The 23,844-nt window shown below is 62.7% G+C and carries 19 protein-coding genes; 8 read left to right on the forward strand and 11 right to left on the reverse strand.

Going from position 1 to position 23,844, the window contains the following annotated elements:
* Window positions 1-29: 29 nt before the first annotated feature.
* Window positions 30-347 (reverse strand): hypothetical protein, encoded by a 318-nt coding sequence (locus VGU61_RS09270; protein WP_326858830.1) that lies wholly within the window; start codon window positions 345-347, stop codon window positions 30-32.
* 158 nt (window positions 348-505) lie between these two features.
* Between VGU61_RS09270 and VGU61_RS09275 the strand changes: the two genes are divergently transcribed.
* Window positions 506-1,483, forward strand: coding sequence for a LysR family transcriptional regulator (locus tag VGU61_RS09275; protein ID WP_326858831.1), 978 nt, complete (start codon window positions 506-508; stop codon window positions 1,481-1,483).
* A 165-nt stretch (window positions 1,484-1,648) separates the two neighbouring features.
* Entirely contained in the window at window positions 1,649-3,886 is a 2,238-nt protein-coding gene (locus VGU61_RS09280) for a PhoX family phosphatase (RefSeq protein WP_326858832.1), read from the forward strand.
* A 281-nt stretch (window positions 3,887-4,167) separates the two neighbouring features.
* Here VGU61_RS09280 and VGU61_RS09285 read toward each other — a convergent pair whose 3' ends face one another.
* Window positions 4,168-4,989 (reverse strand): dienelactone hydrolase family protein, encoded by an 822-nt coding sequence (locus VGU61_RS09285; RefSeq protein WP_326858833.1) that lies wholly within the window; start codon window positions 4,987-4,989, stop codon window positions 4,168-4,170.
* 132 nt (window positions 4,990-5,121) lie between these two features.
* Here VGU61_RS09285 and VGU61_RS09290 point away from each other — a divergent pair, with 132 nt between their 5' ends.
* Window positions 5,122-6,093 (forward strand): GlxA family transcriptional regulator, encoded by a 972-nt coding sequence (locus tag VGU61_RS09290; protein ID WP_326858834.1) that lies wholly within the window; start codon window positions 5,122-5,124, stop codon window positions 6,091-6,093.
* Between the two features lie 28 nt (window positions 6,094-6,121).
* Window positions 6,122-6,988 (forward strand): cold shock and DUF1294 domain-containing protein, encoded by an 867-nt coding sequence (locus tag VGU61_RS09295; RefSeq protein ID WP_326858835.1) that lies wholly within the window; start codon window positions 6,122-6,124, stop codon window positions 6,986-6,988.
* Between the two features lie 1,432 nt (window positions 6,989-8,420).
* Here VGU61_RS09295 and VGU61_RS09300 read toward each other — a convergent pair.
* The 4 genes from VGU61_RS09300 to VGU61_RS09315 all read right to left on the reverse strand — a co-directional run bounded on the left by VGU61_RS09300 (window position 8,421) and on the right by VGU61_RS09315 (window position 13,432).
* Complete coding sequence (locus VGU61_RS09300) at window positions 8,421-10,568, reverse strand: alpha/beta hydrolase domain-containing protein (protein ID WP_326858836.1); 2,148 nt, start codon at window positions 10,566-10,568, stop codon at window positions 8,421-8,423.
* A 158-nt stretch (window positions 10,569-10,726) separates the two neighbouring features.
* Window positions 10,727-11,701, reverse strand: coding sequence for a tripartite tricarboxylate transporter substrate binding protein (locus VGU61_RS09305; RefSeq protein WP_326858837.1), 975 nt, complete (start codon window positions 11,699-11,701; stop codon window positions 10,727-10,729).
* Window positions 11,702-11,763: 62 nt separating this feature from the next.
* Window positions 11,764-12,093 carry an AtuA-related protein gene (locus VGU61_RS09310; protein WP_326858838.1) on the reverse strand — a complete coding sequence of 110 codons (330 nt, stop codon included), beginning with the start codon at window positions 12,091-12,093 and terminating at the stop codon, window positions 11,764-11,766.
* Between the two features lies 1 nt (window position 12,094).
* Window positions 12,095-13,432 (reverse strand): acyclic terpene utilization AtuA family protein, encoded by a 1,338-nt coding sequence (locus VGU61_RS09315; RefSeq protein ID WP_326858839.1) that lies wholly within the window; start codon window positions 13,430-13,432, stop codon window positions 12,095-12,097.
* Window positions 13,433-13,659: 227 nt separating this feature from the next.
* Between VGU61_RS09315 and VGU61_RS09320 the strand changes: the two genes are divergently transcribed.
* On the forward strand, window positions 13,660-14,583 hold the full coding sequence (locus VGU61_RS09320) for a LysR family transcriptional regulator (protein WP_326858840.1): 924 nt from the start codon (window positions 13,660-13,662) through the stop codon (window positions 14,581-14,583).
* Between the two features lie 124 nt (window positions 14,584-14,707).
* Here VGU61_RS09320 and VGU61_RS09325 read toward each other — a convergent pair whose 3' ends face one another.
* A complete protein-coding gene (locus VGU61_RS09325; protein WP_326858841.1) occupies window positions 14,708-15,928 on the reverse strand; it encodes a DUF3089 domain-containing protein in 1,221 nt (406 codons plus the stop codon).
* Window positions 15,929-16,183: 255 nt separating this feature from the next.
* Here VGU61_RS09325 and VGU61_RS09330 point away from each other — a divergent pair, with 255 nt between their 5' ends.
* Window positions 16,184-16,981 carry a GNAT family N-acetyltransferase gene (locus VGU61_RS09330; protein ID WP_326858842.1) on the forward strand — a complete coding sequence of 266 codons (798 nt, stop codon included), beginning with the start codon at window positions 16,184-16,186 and terminating at the stop codon, window positions 16,979-16,981.
* A gap of 11 nt (window positions 16,982-16,992) precedes the next feature.
* On the opposite strand, the gene VGU61_RS09335 is transcribed toward VGU61_RS09330, so the two are convergent.
* The 4 genes from VGU61_RS09335 to VGU61_RS09350 form a co-directional block, all read right to left on the reverse strand.
* On the reverse strand, window positions 16,993-18,276 hold the full coding sequence (locus tag VGU61_RS09335) for an amidohydrolase family protein (RefSeq protein WP_326858843.1): 1,284 nt from the start codon (window positions 18,274-18,276) through the stop codon (window positions 16,993-16,995).
* Window positions 18,277-18,646: 370 nt separating this feature from the next.
* Window positions 18,647-19,279: a uracil phosphoribosyltransferase gene (gene upp, locus VGU61_RS09340; protein ID WP_326858844.1), complete on the reverse strand. Its 633-nt coding sequence runs from the start codon at window positions 19,277-19,279 to the stop codon at window positions 18,647-18,649.
* 17 nt (window positions 19,280-19,296) lie between these two features.
* Entirely contained in the window at window positions 19,297-20,547 is a 1,251-nt protein-coding gene (locus VGU61_RS09345; protein ID WP_326858845.1) for a URC4/urg3 family protein, read from the reverse strand.
* A complete protein-coding gene (locus VGU61_RS09350) occupies window positions 20,544-21,788 on the reverse strand; it encodes a GTP cyclohydrolase II (protein WP_326858846.1) in 1,245 nt (414 codons plus the stop codon). The genes VGU61_RS09345 and VGU61_RS09350 overlap by 4 nt, the downstream gene beginning before the upstream one ends.
* Here VGU61_RS09350 and VGU61_RS09355 point away from each other — a divergent pair.
* Together VGU61_RS09355 and VGU61_RS09360 are read left to right on the forward strand one after the other, a co-directional pair.
* Window positions 21,787-22,014, forward strand: coding sequence for a hypothetical protein (locus VGU61_RS09355; RefSeq protein WP_326858847.1), 228 nt, complete (start codon window positions 21,787-21,789; stop codon window positions 22,012-22,014). The two genes, VGU61_RS09350 and VGU61_RS09355, sit on opposite strands and share 2 nt — an antisense overlap.
* A 355-nt stretch (window positions 22,015-22,369) precedes the next feature.
* Entirely contained in the window at window positions 22,370-23,566 is a 1,197-nt protein-coding gene (locus tag VGU61_RS09360) for a hypothetical protein (protein ID WP_326858848.1), read from the forward strand.
* The last annotated feature ends 278 nt before the right edge of the window (window positions 23,567-23,844 follow it).

A 23,844-nucleotide genomic window follows, 5' to 3' on the forward strand; every position in this document is an offset into this window, starting at 1 on the left:
AATGATGCGTTATCGATTATGCTGTCGCCTCAGCCTTGTGCGGCCAGCTGGCGCAATTCGGCGGCAAGACCGGGCTGGCTCGATTCGACATCCTGCGCGAGGCGATTCACCAGCAGCATGCTGCGCAGCGTACGGCGGGAACGGCGCTCTTCCAGCGACAGGCGAGGATTGACCACCAGCAGCGCGGCGCGCAACAAGCCGAGCATCAGCGGCTTGAAAACCATGAACAGGGCGATCAGCGCGCCGAGACCGATCAGCAGGCGGGCCAGGGGCGCGATTGCGCCGGCGATGAGTTGTACGTTAGGGAGCACGGCTTGTACCGGGAAAGCAATAGTCAGTATAGACATAACAATTTCTCTTGAATGACATTCTCTTTGTGTGTATTGCAGTGTAGAACTACCCCAGTTATTAATCCAATTTCGATTTTCGATATCTACTATAATCTGCATGAATAACTGGCGTGGAAATGCCGGGCGAATTACTGCACATACTGAATGGAAGAGACATGAGTTTTTTGACGCTGGATTTGAACCTGCTTCGCGTGTTCGATGCGGTAATGACGGAACAGAACCTGACGCGCGCCGCCAGCCGGCTCGCGATGACGCAACCGGCGGTATCGAATGCACTGCGCCGGCTGCGGGATGCATTGGGCGACGAATTGCTGATCCGTACCGCCCATGGCGTGAAGCCGACGCCGCGCGCGGAAACCTTATGGCCGGCGGTACGCCGCGCATTGGGTGAACTGGAAGAAGCCATCGCCCCCGACCAGAGCTTCGATCCGTCTCGCGCCCAAAACACCTTCCGCATGGCAATGGCCGATGCGACAGCGGCGCTCTGGCTGCCGTCGCTGGTACGCAAGATCGAAACCGAGGCGCCCGGCATCCTGGTGCGGATGGTGCCGCTGACCACGCGCGAGCCGCGGCCGATGCTGCTGCGCGGGGACATCGATCTGGCTATCGGATTTTTCCCCGGCGTGGTGTCGCAGATCGCCAGCGGCGGCGCATCGGTGTCGCCGATCCGCCATCAGCAGCTGTATTCCGGCCGGTATGTATGCGTGATGCGCAAGAATCATCCTCTGGCGAACGGCGAGCTGACGCTCGACGCCTACTGCGCCGCCAACCATCTGCTGGTGAGCTTTTCGGGCCGCGCGCACGGGCTGGTCGACGAAGCGCTGGCGCAGTTGAACCGCGAGCGCCGCATCCTGCTGACGGTCAACCAGTTCTTCACCGGCGGCAGAGTGGTGGCGAGTTCCGACCTGATCACGACATTGCCGCGCCACCTTATCGCATCGACCGGTATCACCGGCGAACTCATTGCCAAAGAATTGCCTTTCAACCTGCCCAATGTGCACGTCGACATGCTGTGGCACGAACGCGATACGCGCAATCCGGCGCATACCTGGCTGCGCGGACACATGAGCGGCGCGACGCGGGAAGCGTTCGGCAGGGCCGGGCAGCTCCTGTCATCCAAGTCGGGGGCGTAATCGTCGGCCGGTGCGACGCCGGCTGCCACGGAAGGCAGTCGTTGTTTGGTCTGCCGTCATGGGAGCTTGTCACGATACGGTCATGAACCTGTCACGTTGGTGTAACGGTGGATGTCTAGAATCGCCCCCGTTCCATTCCCTCCCAACGTCATAGGAAATCCACCGATGAACAAGCCTACCGATCTGTCCCGCGTCGTGCTCGACGACGATGACATTGGTTCCAACAATTCGCATAACGACCATTTCAGCGCCGTGCTCGATGCGCGCCTGAGCCGCCGCAGCTTGCTGCGCGGCGGCGTAGCTTCCGCGGCAGGCGCGTTGCTCGGCTCGCTGGGCCTGTCGGCATGCGGCGGTAGCGACGATACGGCCACGGCGGCACCGGCGCCGACAACGCCGACTGAAAAACTGCTGGCTTTCCAGGCCGTGCCGAAAAGCCTGGCTGACGTAGTCGCCGTACCCGCCGGCTACACCGCAACGGTCCTGTATGCGCTGGGCGATCCGCTGAACGCCGCCACACCGGCATACAAGAATGACGGCACCGATACCGATTTCGATAACCGCGCCGGCGACCACCATGACGGCATCGAATATTTCGGCTTGTCCGCCACCGGCACGCCCGACCCGAGCAGCTCGGCCCGCGGCCTGCTGGCAATGAATCACGAAGCGCTGACACAGCACTTCCTGCATCCCAACGGCGCCAGCGCCAACCCGCGTCCGGCAGTGCAGAGCGACAAGGAAATCGCGGCGCATGGCGTGTCAGTCGTGGAAGTACGCAAGGGCAGCAACGGCGCCTTTTCGTACGTCAGGGATTCGTCGTTCAACCGCCGCGTGACACCGATGACGCCGATCCAGATGGCCGGCGTCGCACGCGGCAACGGCCTGCTGGTAACCAGGTACTCGACCGCCGGCACCGACACGCGCGGCACGATCAATAACTGCGGCACGGGCACCACGCCCTGGGGCACGCTGGCCACCGGCGAAGAAAACTGGGCCGGCTACTTCAGGCGCGCCGCCGGCGACAATGCGGCACGCAACGACAAGAGCGTCGCTGCGCTCAACCGCTACGGCCGCGCCGAAAATTCGAGCAGCCGCCACGGCTGGGAAACCACCGGCACCGACGACAAATACGCACGCTGGAATATCAGCAAGACCGGCACGTCCGCCGACGGCAGCGACGACTACCGCAACGAGATCAACACCTACGGCTACATCGTGGAGATCGATCCGTACGACAAGAACGCGCCGATCAAGAAGCGCACCAGCCTCGGCCGCTTCTCGCATGAGAGCGCGGCTTTCGGCAAGCTCACGGCAGGTAAGCCGCTGGCGGTCTACATGGGCGACGATTCGCAGGGCGAGTACATGTACAAGTTCGTATCCAATGCGACATGGAACGCCGCCGATGCCAGCGCGCCGAACCGCATCGCCACCGGCGACAAGTACCTCGACCAGGGCAAGCTGTATGTCGCCCGGTTCAATGCCGACGGCAGCGGCCAGTGGATCGAACTGAACATCGCCAATCCGGCGATCGCCGGCTACGCGAACTATCGCTTCGCCGACCAGGCCGATGTCATCATCAACACCCGCCTGGCGGCCGATGCCGTGGGCGCGACCCGCATGGACCGCCCTGAATGGTGCTCCGTGCATCCGACCACCGGCGAGATCTATTACACGCTGACGAACAACAGCAACCGTCGCGTGGAACCGACCGGCAGCCAGTTCGGCCTCGACGCCGCCAACCCGCGCGCCTATACCGACCAGCGGGGTACGTCCACCAGCAGCGGCAATGTCAACGGCCACATCATCCGTATCGCCGAGACCGGCGGCGAAAGCGCCGCGACGACCTTCCGTTGGGATGTCTACCTGTTCGGCGCGGAAGCCGGTGCCGATCCCGCAAAGGTCAACCTGTCGTCGCTCACGAACGACCAGGACTTCTCCAGCCCGGACGGCCTCTGGTTCAGCCCATACACCGGGCTGTGCTGGATCCAGACCGACGACGGCGCCTATACCGATGTCACCAACTGCATGATGCTGGCGGCGATTCCCGGCAAGGTCGGCGACGGCGCGGCAAAGAGCCTGAGCTACACCAGGGCCGACGGCAGCGCGGTAACGGTGAACACCCAGGTCGGCAAGCCGGCAACCGCCGACACGCTCAAGCGCTTCCTCGTCGGCCCGGCCGATTGCGAAATCACCGGCATCACCGAGACGCCGGACGGCAAGGCGATGTTCGTCAACATCCAGCATCCGGGCGAGACCATCACCGCCGCCAACGTCGCCGACCCGACCAAGTATCTGAGCCACTGGCCTGCGAACGCCGGCTATGGCGCAGGCGGCGCGACGACGGCGCGTCCGCGTTCGGCGACCATCGTCATCACCAAGAATGACGGCGGCCGCATCGGCAGCTAAGCAGTAACACCCAGGGGTGGGTCCGAGGCGGGCCGGTGGACGGAAGTCCATCGGCCCGTTTTTCATGGATGGCGGGCCGGTTTCAGGGTGTCCGCCCTACATCGGTTACCTGCATGCCCGGCTTCTGCCCGCTCGGCAGCTTGCGCGTGGCGCTTTCCGTTTCGTCTGGCCTTCGCCGAAGTCCTTGTACATGATCCTGCCGCTGCGCTCGATAACGTAAGCAGCACGGGCGATACTCTACCTGCACGTTCACCAGCGGTGCCGTAATCCCGTTCGCGGCATCATGCGATGAGCCGCCGGGTAAAGAAGGACAGGATCTCGTCGCGGGCGGCGATCGTCGGCTGGCCGGCTTCATCGATCAGGTGCGCGGTGACGACGCTGTGCGGGCTGGCCACCACGTGTTCGAAAAACGGCGCAAGGGTATCGCGGTTGGCGGCGCTGTCGGGAAGCACGCGGCCGATGAAGCGATCGCCGAGCGCCTCGCGGTAGGTGGCGAAGCGCTGTGCCCGGCAAAAGCGGTCGCCCTCGAAGCGGTATGCCATCACGGTCAAATCGTCGCGTTCCAGGCGTTCCCGCACCGCGGCAAGTTCTTCGGGTGCCATCTCGATTCCCGCCGGATCGTCGAGCGGCAACGTGGGTTGCGACAGCACCGGGGCAATCACCGATGCTTCGAGCATCATCGTGAGCGCGAAATTGCCGGTGAAGCACATGCCGATCGCGCCGACGCCCGGGCCGCCGCACTCGCCGTGCGCCAGCCTCGCCAGCGACCGCAGCCACCTGGTGACCGGGCTCGACCCTTTGCCGGCGAAGGCACGGAATTCGGCGCTGATGCAGGCGCGCTGGAAGACGGCCTTGCCTTCGTCCGCACCGGGCACCGCGCCGTCGCGTCCGAACAGCGAGGGCATGTACACGGTGAAGCCGGCGTCGCGCACCCAGCGGGCAAAGCGGGCGACATGCGGACTGATGCCGGGCATCTCGGTCATGACGATCACCGCCGGCCCGGTGCCGCTCACATGCACGATCTTCATCACGCCATCGAGAGTGATCTCCCTGGGATTGAAATCGTCGAGAGGATCGTCCTCATCCATACTCCGCTTCAGCATCGCCACATCTCCTTTCATTGGATCGGCTGCCGCGATGGTGTCGGGCAACCCGTTTGCAATGCCTCCAGTGTGCATTTGGAAGAGCTGGTCTGCCATTGTTGAAAATGACTTGTTTCATGCCAGAATAGACAAATGAAAACCATCCTGATCCTCGCCCTGGACGGCGTCATGGCGTCCAGCCTTGCCATTACCATCGATACCCTGAATGCGGCGCTGGGCTTTCTCGCCGCGGCCGGCAAGCCGCACAGGATCAGGGTCTTGACCGCCGGATACAAGCGACGCATCAGCACCGGCGGCGGGTTTGCATTGCAGGCGGATGTCCTGTTCCGGGACATTCCGGCGTCCGGCATCCAACCGGATTGGGTCGTCATTCCCGGCTGCGGTCTCGTGGACGATGCGGCCATCACGGCCCGCTTCGCACGTAAGGATGTGACCGAGGCGCTGCGGCTATTGCAGGCGGTCGGCGATGGCGGCGCCAGGATCGCCGCCTCCTGTTCATCGGTGTTTCTGCTCGGCGAGGCCGGCATGCTGGATGGCCGTCGCGCAACGACGACCTGGTGGCTCGCGTCCGCGTTCCGTTCGCGCTTTCCGGACGTCGCGCTGGAAGAAACGAAAATGATCGTCAGCGACGGTCCGTACACGACCGCCGGCGCCGCATTTTCACAGTTGGACCTGACGCTGGCGATCGTCGCCGACATCATGGGCGCGGGCATTGCCCGTCTCTGTTCGCGCTACATGCTGATCGACCACCGGGCCTCGCAGGCACGTTACATGATCTCGACTCACATCCGGCACATGGACCCGACGGTGGTTGCGGCCGAGCGATGGATCGACGACCATCTGGCTGCGCCGATCAGCGTCACGGCCCTGTCGTCCGCGCTGGCCGTATCGCCGAAGACGCTGTCCCGGCGCATCGCCGCCGCAACGGGACTGCCGCCGATCAAGTTCATCCAGCGGCGGCGGTTGCTGCATGCATCCCACCTGATCGAAACCACCTCGATGTCGATCGAAGCCGTCGCCGCCAGCGTGGGCTACCAGGACGGCACGGCATTGCGCAAGCTCATCAAGCGGGAATTCGGCGCGACACCCAGCGCACTGCGCTGACTCCGATCATCATTTGGCAAGGACGCACATGCGATTCACCGGAACGGTAAAGACCTGGAACGACGAGCGCGGCTTCGGATTCATCGAACCGGACCAGGGAGGAGAGGACGTGTTCGTCCATATCAAAGCCTGTCGCGCCGGGCTGCGCCCGCAGGCCGGCCAACGCCTTAGTTATGGAATCGGCACCAGCGACGACGGCCGGGAAAGGGCGGTGCGCGTCGCGTCCGCCGGAACGGCGGGCCGGGCGGCGCAGCGCAAGCCTGTGGAGCACTCGCGCTCCGGCACCGGAAGCTATGCGGTGGCTGCGCTCTTTCTGCCGGCGTACATTGCCGCCTCCATCGCCTGGCACATTCCGGCCTGGGTGGACGGCCTGTATGCCGTGGCGAGCGCGGTGACATTCTTCGCCTATGCGGCGGACAAATCCGCCGCCACGTCGGGCGCCTGGCGCACCTCCGAAAGCACGCTGTTGCTGCTGGGGCTTGCGGGCGGATGGCCCGGCGCGATCGTCGCCCAACAGGTGCTGCACCACAAATCAAGCAAGCGATCATTCCGCACCGCGTTCTGGGGTACCGTCGTCATGAACGTGTGCGGCTTGGTGTTTCTGGTGTCGCCCTATGGACCGATGATGACCGGCTTTCTGTGCACCCGAAGCAGGGTGCCGGTGTTGGGGCCTTGCAGCTCATGCGCCGTACTGCCTGCCTCTTTCTCACTTGAACAGGTTGTTGAAGAAGTCGAACTCATCCTCTGTCGTGGCCGGCTCGACAAGGAACGCGAGCTCTTCATCCCTGATGTCCGGCTCAACCATGCCGGACCCGTGCGGCTGCACCAAGTTGGCGGACTGCTCGGACTGAGCGGGCTCCACGCGCGGCCGCACGTTACGAGAGGCGTCCTGTGACCCTGGCACAGGACGCCATACGCCGTACCGGCTGCTTCCTGCTTCAGCGGATGCCGTACTCGGCAAGGCGGTCGCTTCGGCCACGAAGGCGGGTCCACCCAGGCTTGGGGTGTGCGGCGGCGCAAGGTTGGCGGGCTGCTGGGCCCGAGCGGAAACCGGTTGCCGAAGCGTCGGCTGCGCTCTCGCACGGACCTTGCGCGGGAGCGGGGGCATTCTCTTCAATTGCCGCAACTTATTGATGGCGGTACGGGCATGATGGCATCCGCTTGGTTTAGTGGTGTCTGGGGGGGCCTTGAAGCCGTCCACCACGTCTTTCACTAGTTGTGGGTCGTGATGGCCCAACACCTTTTCCAAGCTATCCAGCCCGTGTGGAATCTGCACCCCGGCCAGCTTTTGCTGCTCAAGCCATATGCAGAAGTGCTTTAAGGCCGCAATGTAGACAGAAGCCGTTGTATCTTTCATGCCTCCTCCTACTAAAGCGCGATGAATGGAATGCAGCAGCTGCTCGTCCTGGCGTGAAATGGCGGCAGACGGCAGCGTGATATGCGGTTCCCGGCGCGATAGATTCAAAGCTTCAATGATGGGAATAAGATCAACATACACTGGGCGGCCAGCTGGGCCTGGCTTTCCCATCAGCACCGGCGCCTTACCGCTATTGATGAAATTTTCTTCCAGATAGGAAACTATTTTGCCAAAACCAGGATGGTTGTCGACATAGTCTAGTAGATCCGTTAGGGAATGCACTCCGGAATAAATGGTGTGCTGCGGCAGCCATCTGGCCAGTTCTTCCAGCACATCACAACAATAGGCCTTGGTCAGGGGCGTATTGTCCAGGTTGACATTGGCCTTTTGGCGCAATTCGGCAAGCAGACGCTGATCCACCACATCGATGTGACTCAACCCTGCACCGGATACGGTGGAGGAGCCGGCCGCAGCTGGATGCGGTACACGCTGCTGTAGCGGCTGGTTGGACGGCCCTGCCTCCAGTTGGCGCATGAGCCGGGCCTGCATGCTTGGCATTTCCACCGACCTTTGCTGCACAGCCGACGCCAGGACAACAGACGTTGACCTGTTAGGTTGCAGTGAATCGACGGTGACCGAATCGACGCGGCTTTGCGCTTCCTGCACCGATGGATCGGAATTGAGGATGTAACCGCTTGGTATCAATGAAAAGTTGTTCATGGAAAGGTTTTCTGCCAAAGGATTCGGACAACAGGGGGCACGCTTGCAAGCCTCGTATGTGGCATAAGACCCGTCCATGGTTCCTCAGGCACCGGCTGTTGTTGTGCGCGCAAGCGATACGTCTGCCGGTTCCACGCGCTGCAATACCCTGCACTTAAGGCGGCGCCGCTATCGAACATCCAACGGCAATCTCACCTGCCCAAAACGAAAAGGGCGGTCGCCCGCCCTTTTCGTGGTCATGCATCAAACCTCAAGGCAATACCGGATTCGCCGCCGCCTGCTGGATGATGCGCTCCGCATCCCTCTGCAGCAGGAAGCGCTGCGCCACCAGGCTGTTGGCCGCTTCCGTCACCCTGGTCACGTATCCCGCCTGATTGCCGTACAGGGACTCCAGCGAAGGACGAGTATCGCCCGCCGCGGTGCGTTCCGCTTCCGTGCGGTGGAACGGAATGTACGAGCCGCCCAGATTGGACAGATCGATGATGCCCGGCGTGGCGACATAGTTGAACTCGATGCTCGTGCCGAGCGGCGCCTGCACCTCCACGCCCCGGATGCCGGCACGGGTCAGGCCGGTCGACGGATCGACCTGCGGCACCAGGATGGCGTAGTCCTTGCCGGTATAGAACGGCGGCAGTTGGGTGGCTATGCCGGATTCATCCTGCGGCCGGTATTGCGGGCCGAAGTCGAGCAGCGGATAGCCGTTGTAGCGGGCGAGGTAATTGAATTCCGGGACCGGCGTCTGCGTGCCGTTCACCGCCCAGGTCAGTCCCTTCATGACCGGGAACCGGACGTCTTCCGGGCGCACCAATGTGCCGTCCGCGATCCTCGGCACCTGGCTGGCCGGCGGCTGGGTGTTCTTCGTGACCCAGTCTTCCAGGTTTAGGAACAGCGCCCGGAAGGTGTCGTTGAAGTGGGCCACGGTGCCGCGCGGATAGACATCGCGGGTGGGCGCGTAGCTGATGCTGGCCGTGCCGCCCGGACCGCCGTGCTGGGTGCTGGAGTAGTAGTAGATGCGCGCGTTCTCCGGTTGCGCCAGGTCGCGGAAGCCATAGGCATCGGTGAGCACCGGCGAGCCTTGCAATTGCCAGAACTCGGTGCCGGACAGGCCGAGGAAGAATTTCGGACAGGTATCGGTCGCCGCGCAGCGCGTCATCACGCCGCCTTTCTGGCCGGTGAGGTTGTCGATGTAATCCTTGTCGAGCGCCCTCGGGGCGGTCTGGCCAAACGCGGTATGGTCGGTGCGCAATCCGCCGCCGCCGCCCGGCACAGCGAAGCGGGTGTTGACGTTGGTCTGGCGCGCGGCGACGTGCGCATACATGCCGTCGAAAACCTTGCTGCCGTCCAGCGCCTGGTTGAAGCCCAGATGCAGGAAGGTTTTCATGGCATTGCCGGACTGCGACGTGCCCTGGCCGATGGTGTGCGTGATGCGGCCTGCGACCGGGTTGGCACGGCCGGTGTTGTCGGCGGCCTTGCTCTTGAAGAAAGTGACGGTATCGCGCAGTGCCGCCAGCCCCACGCCCATGACGAGCGGGTCCTTGGCGACGTAGACCACTTCATACAGGTATTTCGGATCGAATCCGCCCCTGAGGCAGATGCGGGTCGGGTCCGGCGTGCCGGGGAAGGCATTGGCTGCGGTGTCGCAGTTGGCGAACTTCCAGTCGGATGGCGGGATGGGTGTGCGCGGATCGGTTTCGTTGGCGCGGCGCGTGAGCGAGAAGCCCGGTTGCGCCGTGTCGAGCGATACGGGCGCGTACGGAATCATGGTGCCGTTGAAGACGCCGCCCGGCAGGCTCATCACCGGCACAGGGGCGCTCGGCACGAGTTCGGCGCGATAGGGACCGGTGATCGATGATCCGTCAGGATTCTTCGCCACGGGCACGGTGGCGGTCAGCCGCGCCGGGCTGCTTTTCGGCACATCGCCCTGCCAGGCCGAGTACAGCACCACATAGCCGCGCTCGAGGTAGACCGCGTCGCTCGGCGATGCAGTCGGGTTGATCATGGTGAGGATGTTGCCGCGGTTCGGCGCGTCGTAGCGCAGTACGCCGTTGGACTTGCTCATGTCCTTCGGCTTGAGCATGGTGAAATCGGCGCTGTATTCGACCATGCCGCGGGCGTTGACCGGCGCCAGCGAGAGGTCCTGGATGATGGCGTTCTTCGGATCCTTCGGGTCGACTTCACCCGTGATCGTGCCGGTCACCTGTTCGTAGGGACCGACCGCGCCGAAGCTGGCGCCGGAGGCGAAGTCCTGGGTCGAGGAAATCGTCAGTGTCTGGATGGGCGCGCCCGTGGCGGGCGAGGTATTCGGATTGGCATTGGCGGTGTCGCCGCCGCCGGAGCCGCAGCCGGCGAGGGCGCTGGCAAACGCTGCTGCCGTCAGGTAGGTAAGACGTGAGTTCACTGTTGTCTCCTGCACGATGTGAATGGATGGTTGGACTGCCGGGTTGGTATTTCTGCGATGAAGCTCTTGCACGTGAACGGCAGAGGACGCACGATCCCCGCCCTCTGCCGTGACCGGCAAAGGGGAATCGACACCGCCTTTCCGCCTGGCCGGCTGGCTTATTCTTTTTCTATGCCGGCTTTCTGGATGATCTCTCCCCACTTCTTCGATTCGGCGCTCTGGAACTTTGCCAGTTCCTCGGGCGAGGTGACGAACACCTCGGTGCCGCTGTTCGCGTAGAAAGCGCTGTTCGCGGTCGGGCTCTTGGCCGCTTTGGTAAGCAGCTCATTGAGGCGGGCGACGATGGCCGGCGGCGTTTTTGCCGGTGCATAGGCGGCGAACCAGTAACCGATGTCATACCCTTTCACGCCGGCCTCTTCGATGGTCGGAATGTCCGCTGCGAGCGGGGAACGGGTCTTGGCGGAATAACCGAGCGCGCGCAGCTTGCCGCTCTTGATGTGCGGCATGCCTGTTGCCGAATCGGTGATCATCATTTGGATCTGTCCACCGAGCAGGTCGGTGATCGCGAAGGTGTTGCTCTTGTAGGGAACGTGGAGCAGTTCCACGCCCGCTAGCTGCTGGAACAGTTCACCCGCGATACGGCTCGACGAGCTGCCGCTGCCGAAGGTGAGCTTGCCCGGATCTTTCTTCGCCAGGGCGATGAACTCCTTCACCGACGTGGCGGGAAATTGCGTATTGACCACCATGAATTGCCCGCCCTTGCCGAGCCCGGTGATCGGCGCGAAATCTTTTACCGGGTCGTAGGGCAGCTTCTTGTACAGGTGCTCCGCCGCCGCATGGGTGGTGTTGGTGGTGATGAACACCGTGTAGCCGTCCGGTGCGCCGCGCGCCGCTTCGCTGGCGCCGATAAAGCCGTTTCCGCCCGGCTTGTTGTCGACGATGACCTGCTGCTTGGTCTCCTGCGTCACGGCCTGGCCAAGCGCGCGGGCAAGCTGGTCGGTGGCGGTACCGGAGGCGAATGGCACGACGAAGCGGATGGGTTTTTCCGGGAATTGGGATTGTGCCGACGCGCCGGCGGCAGCGGTCAGGAATACGGCCGACAGGATCAGGCGGGGCAATTTTTTAATATTCATTGGATGTCTCCTAAGGGTAGGGCGGTAAGAATGGGCAGGCAATATGTGCGATGGTGTGACGGTCAGCGCTGGATGCCAGCGGCCTCAGTGTCCGGAATCTCGATGCTCAGCATCGCTGAACTCAATGTCTTGCCATGCGCATCGAGCGCCAGCGATCGGGTGACGCCGCCGGTCAATGCGTTATGCAGCACGAAGTTCAGCGCGCCGATCTTCGGTAGCGTGTAGCGCCGCACGTCGCCTTGGACGATGTGGGCGAAATGCGCTTTCACGCGCTCGGCGGTCAGGTACTTTTCCAGCAGCGGATAGTCTTTCGGGTCAAAGGCGATGACCGAGATATTGGAAATATTGCCTTTGTCGCCGGCCCGTGAATGGGCGATCTCGCGCAACAGCATGTCAGCTCTCCTCGATATGCACCGATGTATTCACCTTGTCGCGCGGCAGCAGGGTCGACCGCACCGCGACGATGTCCTTCGCCGATTTCGTCGCGCCGCCGCCGCCGGCGGGGCCGCAGGTGTACAGGCTCTCCACCTCGTTGGCGATGCGCTCGGCTTCGCGCAGGTTATTCGTGCGTCCGGCAACACGGATGCGTACCTCATACGGTTCGGCATGCGTGCCGGACAGGCTGTCGCCATGCATGGCGTTCACGCCGAGCAGGTCGTAGCGGAGTTCGCTCGCTTCCACCCCGGTGATCTTCAACCGCTCGGCAACGATGTCGACCGCGAGACGCGCCCGTGCGAGTGCGCCGGGGCCGGCATACGACATCTGCCCCTCGCCGATGAAACTGTCGATATAGCCGATGGATACCTTCAGCGTGTCGGGCCGTGCACGGCCGCTCGCGCCGCTGACGCGCACGCGGTTCATGCCGACTTCCTCGATCTCGACATTGGAAAAGTCGGCGGTCACGTCGGGTGTGAAATAGGCGGCGGGGTCCTGGATCTCGTACAGCATCTGTTCCTTGCAGGTTGCCGCCGTGACCTTGCCGCCGCTTCCTTCCACCTTGGTGATGACGACCGTGCCGTCCTCCGAGACTTCGCCGATCGGAAAACCGAGGCGGGCGAGGCCGGACACATCCTTGACGCCGGGGTCGGCGAAGTAGCCGCCGGTAATCTGCCCCGCGCATTCCAGCAGGTGGCCGATCAGCGTGCCCTGGCCGAGGCGATGCCAGTCGTCCATGGCCCAGCCGAACTCATGGATGAGCGGCGCCAGCACGAGGGAAGGATCGGCGGCGCGGCCGGTGATGACGACATCGGCGCCCTGGGCCAGCGCATCGACCAGCGGCTGGGCGCCGAGGTAGGCGTTGGCGGACAGCAGCCGTTCGCCCAGGCTGGCGACCGGCGCGCCGGTATCGTCGATGTAGTCGCCGCTACGCAGGACATCCAGCACATCGTCGCCGAGAACGGCGGCGATCCTGAGCGGGCGCAGACGCATCTCTTTCGCGATGTCGCGCACCTTCGCGGCGGCGGCGAGGGGATTGGCGGCGCCCATGTTGGTGATGATGCGGATGCCTTTTTCGCTGCACAACCCGAGGACGGCACGCATGCGTTCGGGCAACAGCGGATCGTATCCGGCATCCGGGTTTTTCATCCTCGCGCGCTGGGCAATGGCGATCGTGCGCTCGGCGAGGCATTCGAAGATCAGGTAATCGATGTCGCCTTTTTCGGCCAGCTCGACGGCCGGTTCGATGCGGTCGCCGGAGTAACCCGCGCCCGATCCGATTCTGACTTGTTTCATGCACGCCTCTGAAAACGCGCCGTGTTGATGCGACGCATGTTTGTCTGCCTCTTGCTCTTGCCTGCCGCTTGTATGGCCGTATCCGACTCATCATGCTGCTGCCTATTTATTAAGCAGGCGAATGCATTGTGGCGTGCCCGGATAGTTAAGTAAAATGGATATTTTCGATGGATTGATCTGTTTATCAGATCAATCGACCGAGTGCCGAATCAGCAAGGGAGAACTTGATGAGCGCCAACATTTCCACGCGACTACTGTATGCCTTCATCGCGCTCGACGAACTCAAGCATTTCACCCGCGCGGCCGAACGCTGCCATACCTCGCAATCGGCCTTCAGCGTCATGATCCAGAAACTGGAGTCGGCGGTCGGAACGAAACTGTTCGAGCGCGACACACGCAATGTCACGCTGACGCCGGAAGGCGAGCTGTTCGCCGAAGTGGCCCGCTCGCTTGTGTCGGAAATCGAATCCGCCTTCGACGATATGTCGGATTATGTGGCGCGGCGTCGCGGCCGGGTGGCGGTGGCGGCCCTGCCGTCGCTTGCGGCCAATGGCCTGCCCGCCGTCATCGCTGAATACAAGAAGCTGTATCCCGGCGTCAGCGTAAGCCTGTACGACGCGCTGTCCGATCAGTGCCTGTCCCTGCTGCGGCAGGGCAAGGTCGACCTCGTGCTCACCGCACCCGGCTCCAACTTTAATGAATTCGAATCGAAGACCTTATGCAGCGATCCTTTCTATGTCGTCTGCCGCCGCGATCATCCGCTGGCGAAAAAACGCATCGTGCAGGTCGACAGGCTGGCGGGCTGCGAAATCATCCACCTCGCCAAATCCTCCAGCGTGCGCCAGCATGTGGACAACCTGCTGCGCGATGTGCAGGCGATCCATTCCGGCTTCGAGGTCGAGCACCTGGCGACGGTGGCGGGGCTGGTCAAGCAGGGGCTGGGCATCACGCTGGTGCCGGAACTGACCTTGTTCCAGTTCCGTCAACTGGACCTGGTGGCCATCCCGCTGGAATCGCACGGCCTGATGCGTCCCATCCTCATTGCGAAGCGGAAGGATCAGGGATTGTCGATCGCCGCGCAGGCAATGCTGGAGCTCATCGAGAAGCGCATCGGGCCGAGTGGTGCGCGGCGCAAGTATCAGGTGGTGTGATGGTCTGGTGCTGCGGCGCTGCAAGCCATTGCAGAGCCGCTCCTTCCCTTGCCTTGGGCAAGGGAAGGACGGTACGGCTGCGCAGGGTATTGGTATTCCGCGCAGGCGTACCGGGATCGAGCCCTTATCTTGCCGCCTTCAGATAGGCTTGCGATTGCTGGCGCACGAGGTCGATCAGGTTGCCCTGTGCGATATCCACATCCACCAGGTGCAGGCCCCAGTCGGTCAGCGTCCGGTTGTTTACCGTGAGGTCGCCCGGAATGTCGATGTTCTTTGCCGCATACGCCGGCTGCACGGTAACCGACAGATAGGACGCATTGTCACGTTCGACGCATTCGGCGGTGACGATGTCGGACGTGGCGATGAATTGCGTGTTCATGTTCTGCGTCACCGCGCCCCAGCGGCTGCTTGCCAGCGGCTGTCCCAGCAGATTGCTTTTCGCCGGCAGGTAGGAGCGCAGCGCGGCGCGTCCGCCGGCGAGCGCTGCCGGGTTGGTGCATGCCGCCACGTTGCCGTCGGTCAGGCGGCCGAAGCGGCTGTTGGCCGGCGGCGGCGAGGTATCGCGGAAGGTGACATAGGAGACCACGCAACCTGTTTGCGCGGCCGACCGGCACAAGGGAATCTGGCGGAACTGCCCGCCGGTGTCCTTGCCCTTCGGGACCGGCACGTTGTAGCCGATGAGCAGGGCCGAAATCAATTGCTTCTGCGCCGGCTTGCCTTCGATTTCATTCTTGACCAGGTCGCCGAGCATGCGCGCGCCTTGCGAATGGCCGACCAGCACGACGCCGCGGCCCTTGTTGTCGTTCTTCAGATAGTGATTCCATGCGTCGACCACGTCGCCGTAAGCCATCTTCGGATCGATGCCGCTCGGTTGCCCGCTCATGGCGTTGCGCAGCCCGGCCAGCGTGACCTGGCGGTACATCGGTGCATAGAGACGGCACTCGGAGCCGAAGCGGGCGAACTGCTGCTGCACGGTGCGCTTCTCTTCCGGACCGGCGGTCATGTCGCTGTTGGGTGTCGGGTCGTTGGAGATGGTGGGATACACGTAAAAGCAGTCGATCGCCGCATCCGGATTGGCTTTCCATGCCTCCGCGCCCGACTCCGCGCCGGCCTTCAGCATGGTCGCCGTCAGGTCGGTGACGCACGCATCCGTGCGGCCGGGGCGACAGAGCCAGTTGTCGTCCCTGGCGTAGTCGTTGCGGGCGGCGGCAGATGCGGCGGGCACCGGCGCCGCGGCGGACGAGGCGGGTGACGAAGTCCGGGTTGTCGTGCAGGCGGCGGACAATGATGCCGCCGCTGCGATCAGGCAGAACGTTTGCAGCGGGCGAATACGATATTGATACATGCAGTCTCCTTGAATTATTTGTGAATGCGGTCGTCATCTTACCTTCTTGCATCAACAATTGTTCGACCCCGCGGCAGAGGATGATGGTTCGGTCATAGGCACACGTCCTTCGATGCCATTCAATCGTTTCCGCCGCCGACATTCAACAGATGCGGACAGCACGGAATGCCGGACCTCAATGGCTTAGAATCGAGGTGCACAAACGTTTGCCGTCCGTTAGAGGGCGGCACGGACATAATAATGAGGGGACGAGAAATGACAGGAAACGCCGCAGACCTTGCCGACGCCAACATCCTTCAAAGCATACGGGAACATGCACGCTGGCAGCAGCCGTGCGAACTGGCCGATGGCGGGGGCATCATCCTGATGGCTGGCCAGACCGATTTTCCCGGCGCATACAAAAACTGCGTCGCACGCACGGACCCCAGGGTGCCGGCTGCGGAGGTCATCCAGCGTGCAAAGGATTTCTTCGGCAGGCGCGGGCGCGGCTTCACGGTATTTTCGCGTGGCAGCCGGGACAGCGACCTGGAAGAAGCGCTGAAAGCCGAAGGCTACACGCAGCGTTCCGATTCCCCCTGCATGCTGGTGACGAGCCCGGTGGCGATGCCCGACGTGCCGGCGGGAATCCGCATCGAGCCCTTCGGCGAATTGCGGCATGTGCAGGATGCGGCGGGCATCAATGCGCAAGCGTATGAAGCGCTCGGACTGCCCGCTGCGGAAACACGGAAGTATTTTTTCGCCCCCGCGCAGCTTCTTTCACCCGCTGTCTTCGGATGCGTCGCCTATCGCGACGAACAGCCGCTTGCCACCGCGCTAGCCATCAAAAGCACCGATGCCGCCGGAATCTACTGGGTGGGAACGGCCAACGCCGCGCAACGCATGGGACTGGCGACCTTATGCACGGCGTTCGTGACGAACCGCTCGTTGTCCGACGGCGCATCGATCGTCACCTTGCAGGCCAGTCCTTTCGGCGCGCCGGTGTACGAGCGGCTGGGTTATCACGAGTATGACCGGCTCAAGTTCTATCGCCATCTCGGCAAGCCGGGGAACTGATCTCTCTTGGATTAGCCCGCCCTTTGAATCATCCAGTTCACTTCCGAAGGACGGCCCTCGATGGCAAGTGATGCCGTCGCCGCCGGCGTGCGGGCGATCACCCGCCCGCCCCGCAGCACCAGCAGCCGGGTAGCACGAAGGCGAATGGCCTCGACCGGATCGCGCGCCTGCAGCACGACGAGGTCCGCCTTGCAGCCCACGTCGAGGCCGTAACCATCGAGCCCGAGGATGCGCGCCGGTGTGACGGTGACCGCATCGAAGCAGGCGCGGATACCGTCCTGCCCGGTCATCTGCGCCACATGCATGCCCATGTGGGCGACTTCAAGCATGTCGGCGCTGCCCATCGGATACCAGGGATCGAGCACGCAGTCGTGACCGAATGCGACGGCCACGCCGGCTTCCAGCAGTTCCGGCACACGCGTCATGCCGCGCCGTTTCGGATAGGTGTCATGCCTGCCTTGCAGGGTGATGTTGATGAGCGGGTTGGCGATTGCAGCCACGCCTGCTTCGCGGATGAGCGGCAGCAGCTTGGACACATAGTAGTTGTCCATCGAGTGCATCGACGTCAGGTGCGAGCCGGCCACACGCCCCGCCATGCCGAGGCGCTGCGTGTGATACGCAAGAGTTTCGATGTGGCGCGACAGCGGATCGTCCGATTCGTCGCAATGCATGTCGATCCGCAGTCCGCGTTCCGCCGCGAGTTCGCACAAGATGCGCACCGACTCGGCGCCATCGGCCATCGTGCGTTCGAAGTGCGGAATGCCGCCAACCACATCGACACCCTTGTCGAGCGCGCGCTTGAGGTTGTCCAGCGCACCGGGCGAACGCAGCACGCCGTCCTGAGGGAAGGCCACCAGCTGCAGGTCGAGATACGGCTTGACCCTTTCACGCACGTGCAGAAGCGCGTCCACGGCAAGCAGGCGCGGGTCGCACACATCGACATGCGAGCGGATCGCCAGCAACCCCTTGGCGACGGCCCAGTCGCAATAGGCCAATGCACGCTCGACCAGCGCCTCCTGCATCAGCAAGGGCTTGAGTTCGCCCCATAGCGTGATGCCTTCCAGCAGCGTGCCGGACTTGTTGACGCGGGGGAGGCCATAGGACAGGGTGGAGTCCATGTGGAAGTGCGCATCGACGAAGGGCGGGGACACCAGCATGCCGGCGGCATCGATGGTGTCGGCGGCGGAGGCTTGCAGCGCGGGCTGCAATGCGGCGATGCGGCCGTTGTGGATGCCGATGTCGATGGCGGTCCGGCCGTCGGGAAGGGTGCAGTTGCGGAGGAGGAGGTCTAGCATGGGGTGGATGGGGATAATTGCCTTGGGGTGATTGGATGTTGGATAGGGTCGAATTTTAATAAAAATGATAAATTCGGAGGCTTACGTAATTTCGTCGCCGAACGGTTCCCTCCTCCTTGCAGGGGGAGGGTTAGGGTGGGGTAGTGAGGTCGAGCTATCGCATGCAGTCACCCAACCTTCACACCCCTACGCGGGCCGCCCCATCCCAACCAAGAGGATTGCCCTTACGGGCAATCCGCTGCGCAGGCGGACAGCATGCTGTGCGAATTCCCTGCTACGCCCACCTAGAAGGGGGAAGGAGTATGCCAAGGTAACGCTCAAAGGTCGTTATAAAGTTGAAGGAGCAGCCCACGCTCTTCCATAACACCCCCTACTTCGTCCCAAACATCCTATCCCCCGCATCCCCCAGCCCCGGCACGATATACCCGTGATCATTCAAATACTCATCCACCGCCGCTGTCGTCACCGGCACATCCGGATGCGCATCCTGCAATGCCGCCAAACCCTCCGGCGCCGCCAGCAAACACACATACTTCATCGACACCGCGCCGTTTTCCTTCAGCCGGTTCAGCGCCGCGATTGCCGAATTGCCGGTGGCGAGCATCGGGTCGACCACGATCACCAGCCGCTCGCCGATGTCGTCCGGCACCTTGAAATAGTATTCGACCGGCTCCAGCGTTTCCGGATCGCGGTACAGGCCGATATAGCCCACGCGTGCCGATGGCAGCACGTCGAGCATGCCGTCCAGCATGCCGTTCCCGGCACGCATGATGGACACCATGCATAGCTTCTTGCCACTGATGGCGGGCGACTGGATGGTCGCCAGCGGCGTCTTGATGGTGATCAGCTCGGTCGGCAGGTCGCGCGTGACTTCATACGCCAGCATCTGGCTGATCTCGCGCAGCAGGCGGCGGAAGTTGTCGGTCGCCGTGTCCTCGCTGCGCATGAGCGTCAGCTTGTGCTGGATCAGCGGGTGGTTGATGAGATGCAGATTGGTTGTCATGGCCTCTCCCGAAAAATTCAAAATACCGTGCCGTCACTGAGGATGTTCACTGGCGGCGTGCCGCCCGGCCGTCGTTCGGCGGCGATCCGGCGGCCCGCGGCCCAGGTGCCGCCTTCCAGCACGCGCGCCAGCGGAAATGCTTCGGCGCTGACACCCAGGCGTTCACGCACGGCGTCGGCGATCCGGTCGAGTCCGATGACGGTGAGCGCGCGCCATTCCACCACGTCGGGCCGGTCCACCGTCAGACGATCATTGAAGAAGGCCGGATCGCGCGGCTGTATGAGGCCCAGGTCGAGCAGCAGGCCGCCGTTGCGGTATTCCGGCAGTCCGGTCAACTCGTCGAGCCCGACGACCTCATAGCCGGCTTCTTCCAGCGGCTCCAGCATCGAGTAGGTGAGCCATTGCGTCAGTTTGTGAAACGGCAGCAGTCCGCCGCCCACGTCCGGGTGGCCCCAGCAGTCGCCGAGCGATACGCCGTCGAGCACGATGCGACCGGGCCAGACCGGGCCGAGCGCGATCAGCAGGGTTTCGAGAATGAATGCGGCATTGATGGTCTTGCCGTGCGCATGATCGGCCAGATAGTCGAACAGGTTTCCAAGTCGCCGTGCCTTACCGAAGACAGCCGGCGTGGCCTCGACCACCTCGCCGAGGCGGCGCAGCATCTGCACGCGCCCGGGCAGCCCCACCAGCGGATTGCCGTCGTCAACCTGAAAAGCGGCCGCAACGGACTCTTCGGTGAGCGCGGCCAACGCCGATGCATCGGTCCGCAGGGACTGGGTGCGGTCCGCCGACAGGACGCCGGCAGCGAACAACGCAAGGCTGGCGATGCCGAGACCTTCGGAACGTGCCAGCCGCATGTTGTTGGCATGGTCGAGATACCACCAGTCCGGGCCGGCACCGGCATCCAGCAGCACGCTGGGAATGACGAGATCGATTCGGGTACGCGCGCGTTCACTGCCGCGCAGGCCCGCATGGGCAGCGAGTTGCCGCCAGCGATCCACGCCGCCGGTTTCGAAATGCCGCCAGCGGCTGTGATAGGGCACCGCCAGGTCCGGATAGCGCGATTGAATCGTGTCGGCCACATACTCGGCAACCTGCATCAGCCGTTCCGGATGCCAGGTGAAATGCGCTGCGCCGCCTTGCTCGGCTTTCGCCATGATCTGCGCGCATTGCCGGCGCACCGCCTGTGCATTGAGGAGCGCCGCCGCCGGATGGTTCCTTGGCACCGGCGTATGCCAGCCTGCACCGGCATGGCTTGGCGTCGTCATTCGGTCAGGCTCCTGCCTTTGGCGACCAGCAGCTCCTCGCTCGGCACCGCGCCCTCGGTGGAGAAGTAACCGGCGGCCACCTTGGCATCCATCTCTACCCGCGCATCGGCAGGAATGAGTTCATCCGGAATCGGCACCCGCTCGACCACTTCAATGCCCTGCGCGGTCAGGGCGCCGTGCTTGAGGTTGCTCATCGACGCCCAGCGGTCGATGCGCTTGATGCCGAGCCAGTGGAACACATCCGGCATCAGTTCCTGGAAGCGCATGTCCTGCACGCCGGCGACGCATTCGGTGCGCTCGAAATACGTCGCCGCGCGGTCGCCGCCGACCTGTCGCTTGCGGGCGTTGTAGACGAGGAACTTGGTGACTTCGCCCAATGCGCGTCCTTCCTTGCGGTTGTAGATGACCAGGCCGACGCCGCCCTGCTGCGCCATCTCGATGCACACCTCGATGCCGTGCGCCAGATAGGGACGGCAGGTGCAGATGTCGGAGCCGAATACGTCGGAACCATTGCATTCGTCGTGCACCCGGCAGGCAACCCGCGTGGTGTCCTTGCCGAGCAGGCGCATGTCGCCGAAGCAGTACAGCGTCATGCCGCCGATGGGCGGCAGGAATACTTTGAGGTCAGAGCGCGTGACCAGTTCCGGAAACATGCCGCCGGTCTGTTCGAACAGGCTGCGCCGCAATGCGCTTTCCTTGATGCCGAAACGTTTTGCCAGGCCCGGCAGGTACCACACCGGATCGATCGCCGCCTTGGTCACGCGCACGTCGCCGTTGGCGAACAGGACGCGGTCATCAGGTTTCAGGCGGCCGGCGGCAATCGCATCCTTGAGTTCGGGCATGTTGATGTGGGCCTTGGTGATGGCAATCGTCGGACGGATATCCATGCCGGCGGCGATCTGTTCGGCAAAGGCGCTGCCGATCATGTGGCCGTACGGATCTAGCGACACGATTCTGTCGGGATCGGCCCATTGCGAATGCGGGCCGATGTCTTCGGCGGGCGCGGTGTTGGTGAGGTCGGGGCGGTGTTCGCGGTGCAGCGATCCGGCGGCCACTGCCAGTGCGCGGTACACCGCGTAGGCACCGGAATGCGTGCCGATGACATTGCGCTGCTGCGGGTTGGTAAGGCTGGCAATGATCGGACCGCGCTCTTCGGGACTGGGTGCGCCCCACCGGATGTCGGTGGCGGCGTTCTTTTTGCGTCCCTGGGAATGCGACGTCAACATGATGTGATCAGCCATGATTGCTCCCGATGCGAATGATCCTGACCTGCTGGCCAGTGTATTGATTATTTGCACTTTCGATGGCATTCGTAAAGCTGGATTTGCAGCAAACATGGAAAACTGTCAAACCGTCATGGACAACTGTTGCACTTCTCCGGATAGAGATTTGCACAATGATAAAGATGCCCGATCGCGATATCGCCATGCAGAAATTCGTTTCACTTCATACCCTTACTCCTTTTGATAATTATCAGACTTCGCTTCGAATCATGATCTAGTTTGATAAGGTCGTGTCGCGCTCCCCGCGAGGCACTGCGCACAATTAAATGCAAGGAGACAGGAATGACGCATGCGTTGAACGCTTTCGCTGTCGACCATGCATGGACACATGTCCTGACAAGACGGTCCGGACGTCATCTCCCTTCACTCCTTCACGTCAATCCATTTGCTTTTCCGACAGGCTGCATCCACGCCGCGCTGACGTGCCGCTTCACCTGCCTTGCCACCCGCCTTCGCAAGCCGGCGCCGGTTGCCTATCGCCAAGCAAATCCACCTTCATAACCTGGGTCAACAACGAAGTCACTCCTTAAGGAGACATCATGAAAACGATTCTTGCATGGCTAGCGGCAGTACTCGCAATGGTGGTCGGTTTGCAACCGGCCTGGGCAGACAACGACGGAGGAAACCAGAATCCCGGTGCGCACGGTGCGACCGAATTCAAGGTCGATCACAAATGGCCGAAGCCATTGCCGAACAGATGGGAATTCGGGCAGGTGGCAGGTGTGGCCGTCGATCGTCATGACAATATCTGGATCGTCCAGCGTCCGGGCTCGCTGACTGTCGACGAGGCCGGCGCCGCGCAGACGCCGCCGCGCTCGGAATGCTGTTTCCCCGCGCCATCGGTGATGAAATTCGACCGCGAAGGCAACCTGTTGCTTGCCTGGGGCGGCACCGCCGATCCGGGTTTTCTGACCGATCGCTGCACGCCGGCGAAAGGCTGCGAATGGCCGACCAACGAGCACGGCATTTTCGTGGATCACAATGACAATGTCTGGATCGCGGGGAATGGTGCGGTCAACCATCAGGTGCTCAAGTTCAGCAGCGACGGCACCTTCCTGCTCCAGGTCGGCAAGGCCGGCCAGACCGGCGGCAGCAATGCCACCACGGGCGGATTGGGCGGCACACCGCTGCTCGGCCAGCCGGCCGATGTCGAAGTGGACCCGACGAACAACGAGGCCTACATCGCCGACGGCTACCAGAACAAGCGCGTGGTGGTGGTCGATGGCAATACCGGTAAATATATCCGTCACTGGGGCGCCTACGGCAGCACGCCCGACGATGCCAATCCGGGTCCGTACGTCGCCGGACAGGCACCGGCACGCCAGTTCCGCAACCCTGTCCATTGCGTCAGGATCACCAACGACAATCTGGTCTATGTATGCGACCGGGTGAACAACCGCATCCAGGTATTCCAGAAGAACGGTACCTTCGTGAAGGAGTTCTTCGTCGCCCGGGATACGCTCGGCAATGGTTCCACCTGGGATGTGGACGTGTCGCCCGACCGCCAGCAAAGCAAGCTGTACAACCCCGATGGCGAAAATAACAAGGTATGGATACTCGACCGGTTCGCCGGCACGGTTGTCAGCACCTTCGGACGGCACGGACGTTATGCGGGCCAGTTCCATTGGGTGCATAACCTGGCGGTCGATTCGCGGGGGAATATCTATACCGCTGAGGTCGATACCGGCAAGCGGACGCAGAAGTTTGTGCCGGTAACTGGTAATCGTCGGCCGTAGTGATTGTGATGATGAACAGGAGGGGAAAGCGGGATGTTTTCGCTTTCCCCTTGATGTCTGGCTTCTTATCCTTGTCATTCCCAAGTAGGGTTTTACAAGGGAGAATCCAGAGCGACGGAGATTCTCTGGTAATACATCAGCCTGTCATTCCCGCGCAGGCGGGAATCCAGGGTTACGGAGTGTCTTCGGTAATGCGATGCCGTCGGTTCTTCGAAGAGACTTGCCGGGACTGGCCCCGGCGGGCCACCAACTTTTTTGCTTCGCCAAGAAAGTTGGTG

It is taken from the genome of Noviherbaspirillum sp., assembly GCF_035944575.1.
In the GTDB taxonomy this organism is placed as follows: Bacteria; Pseudomonadota; Gammaproteobacteria; order Burkholderiales; family Burkholderiaceae_D; genus Noviherbaspirillum.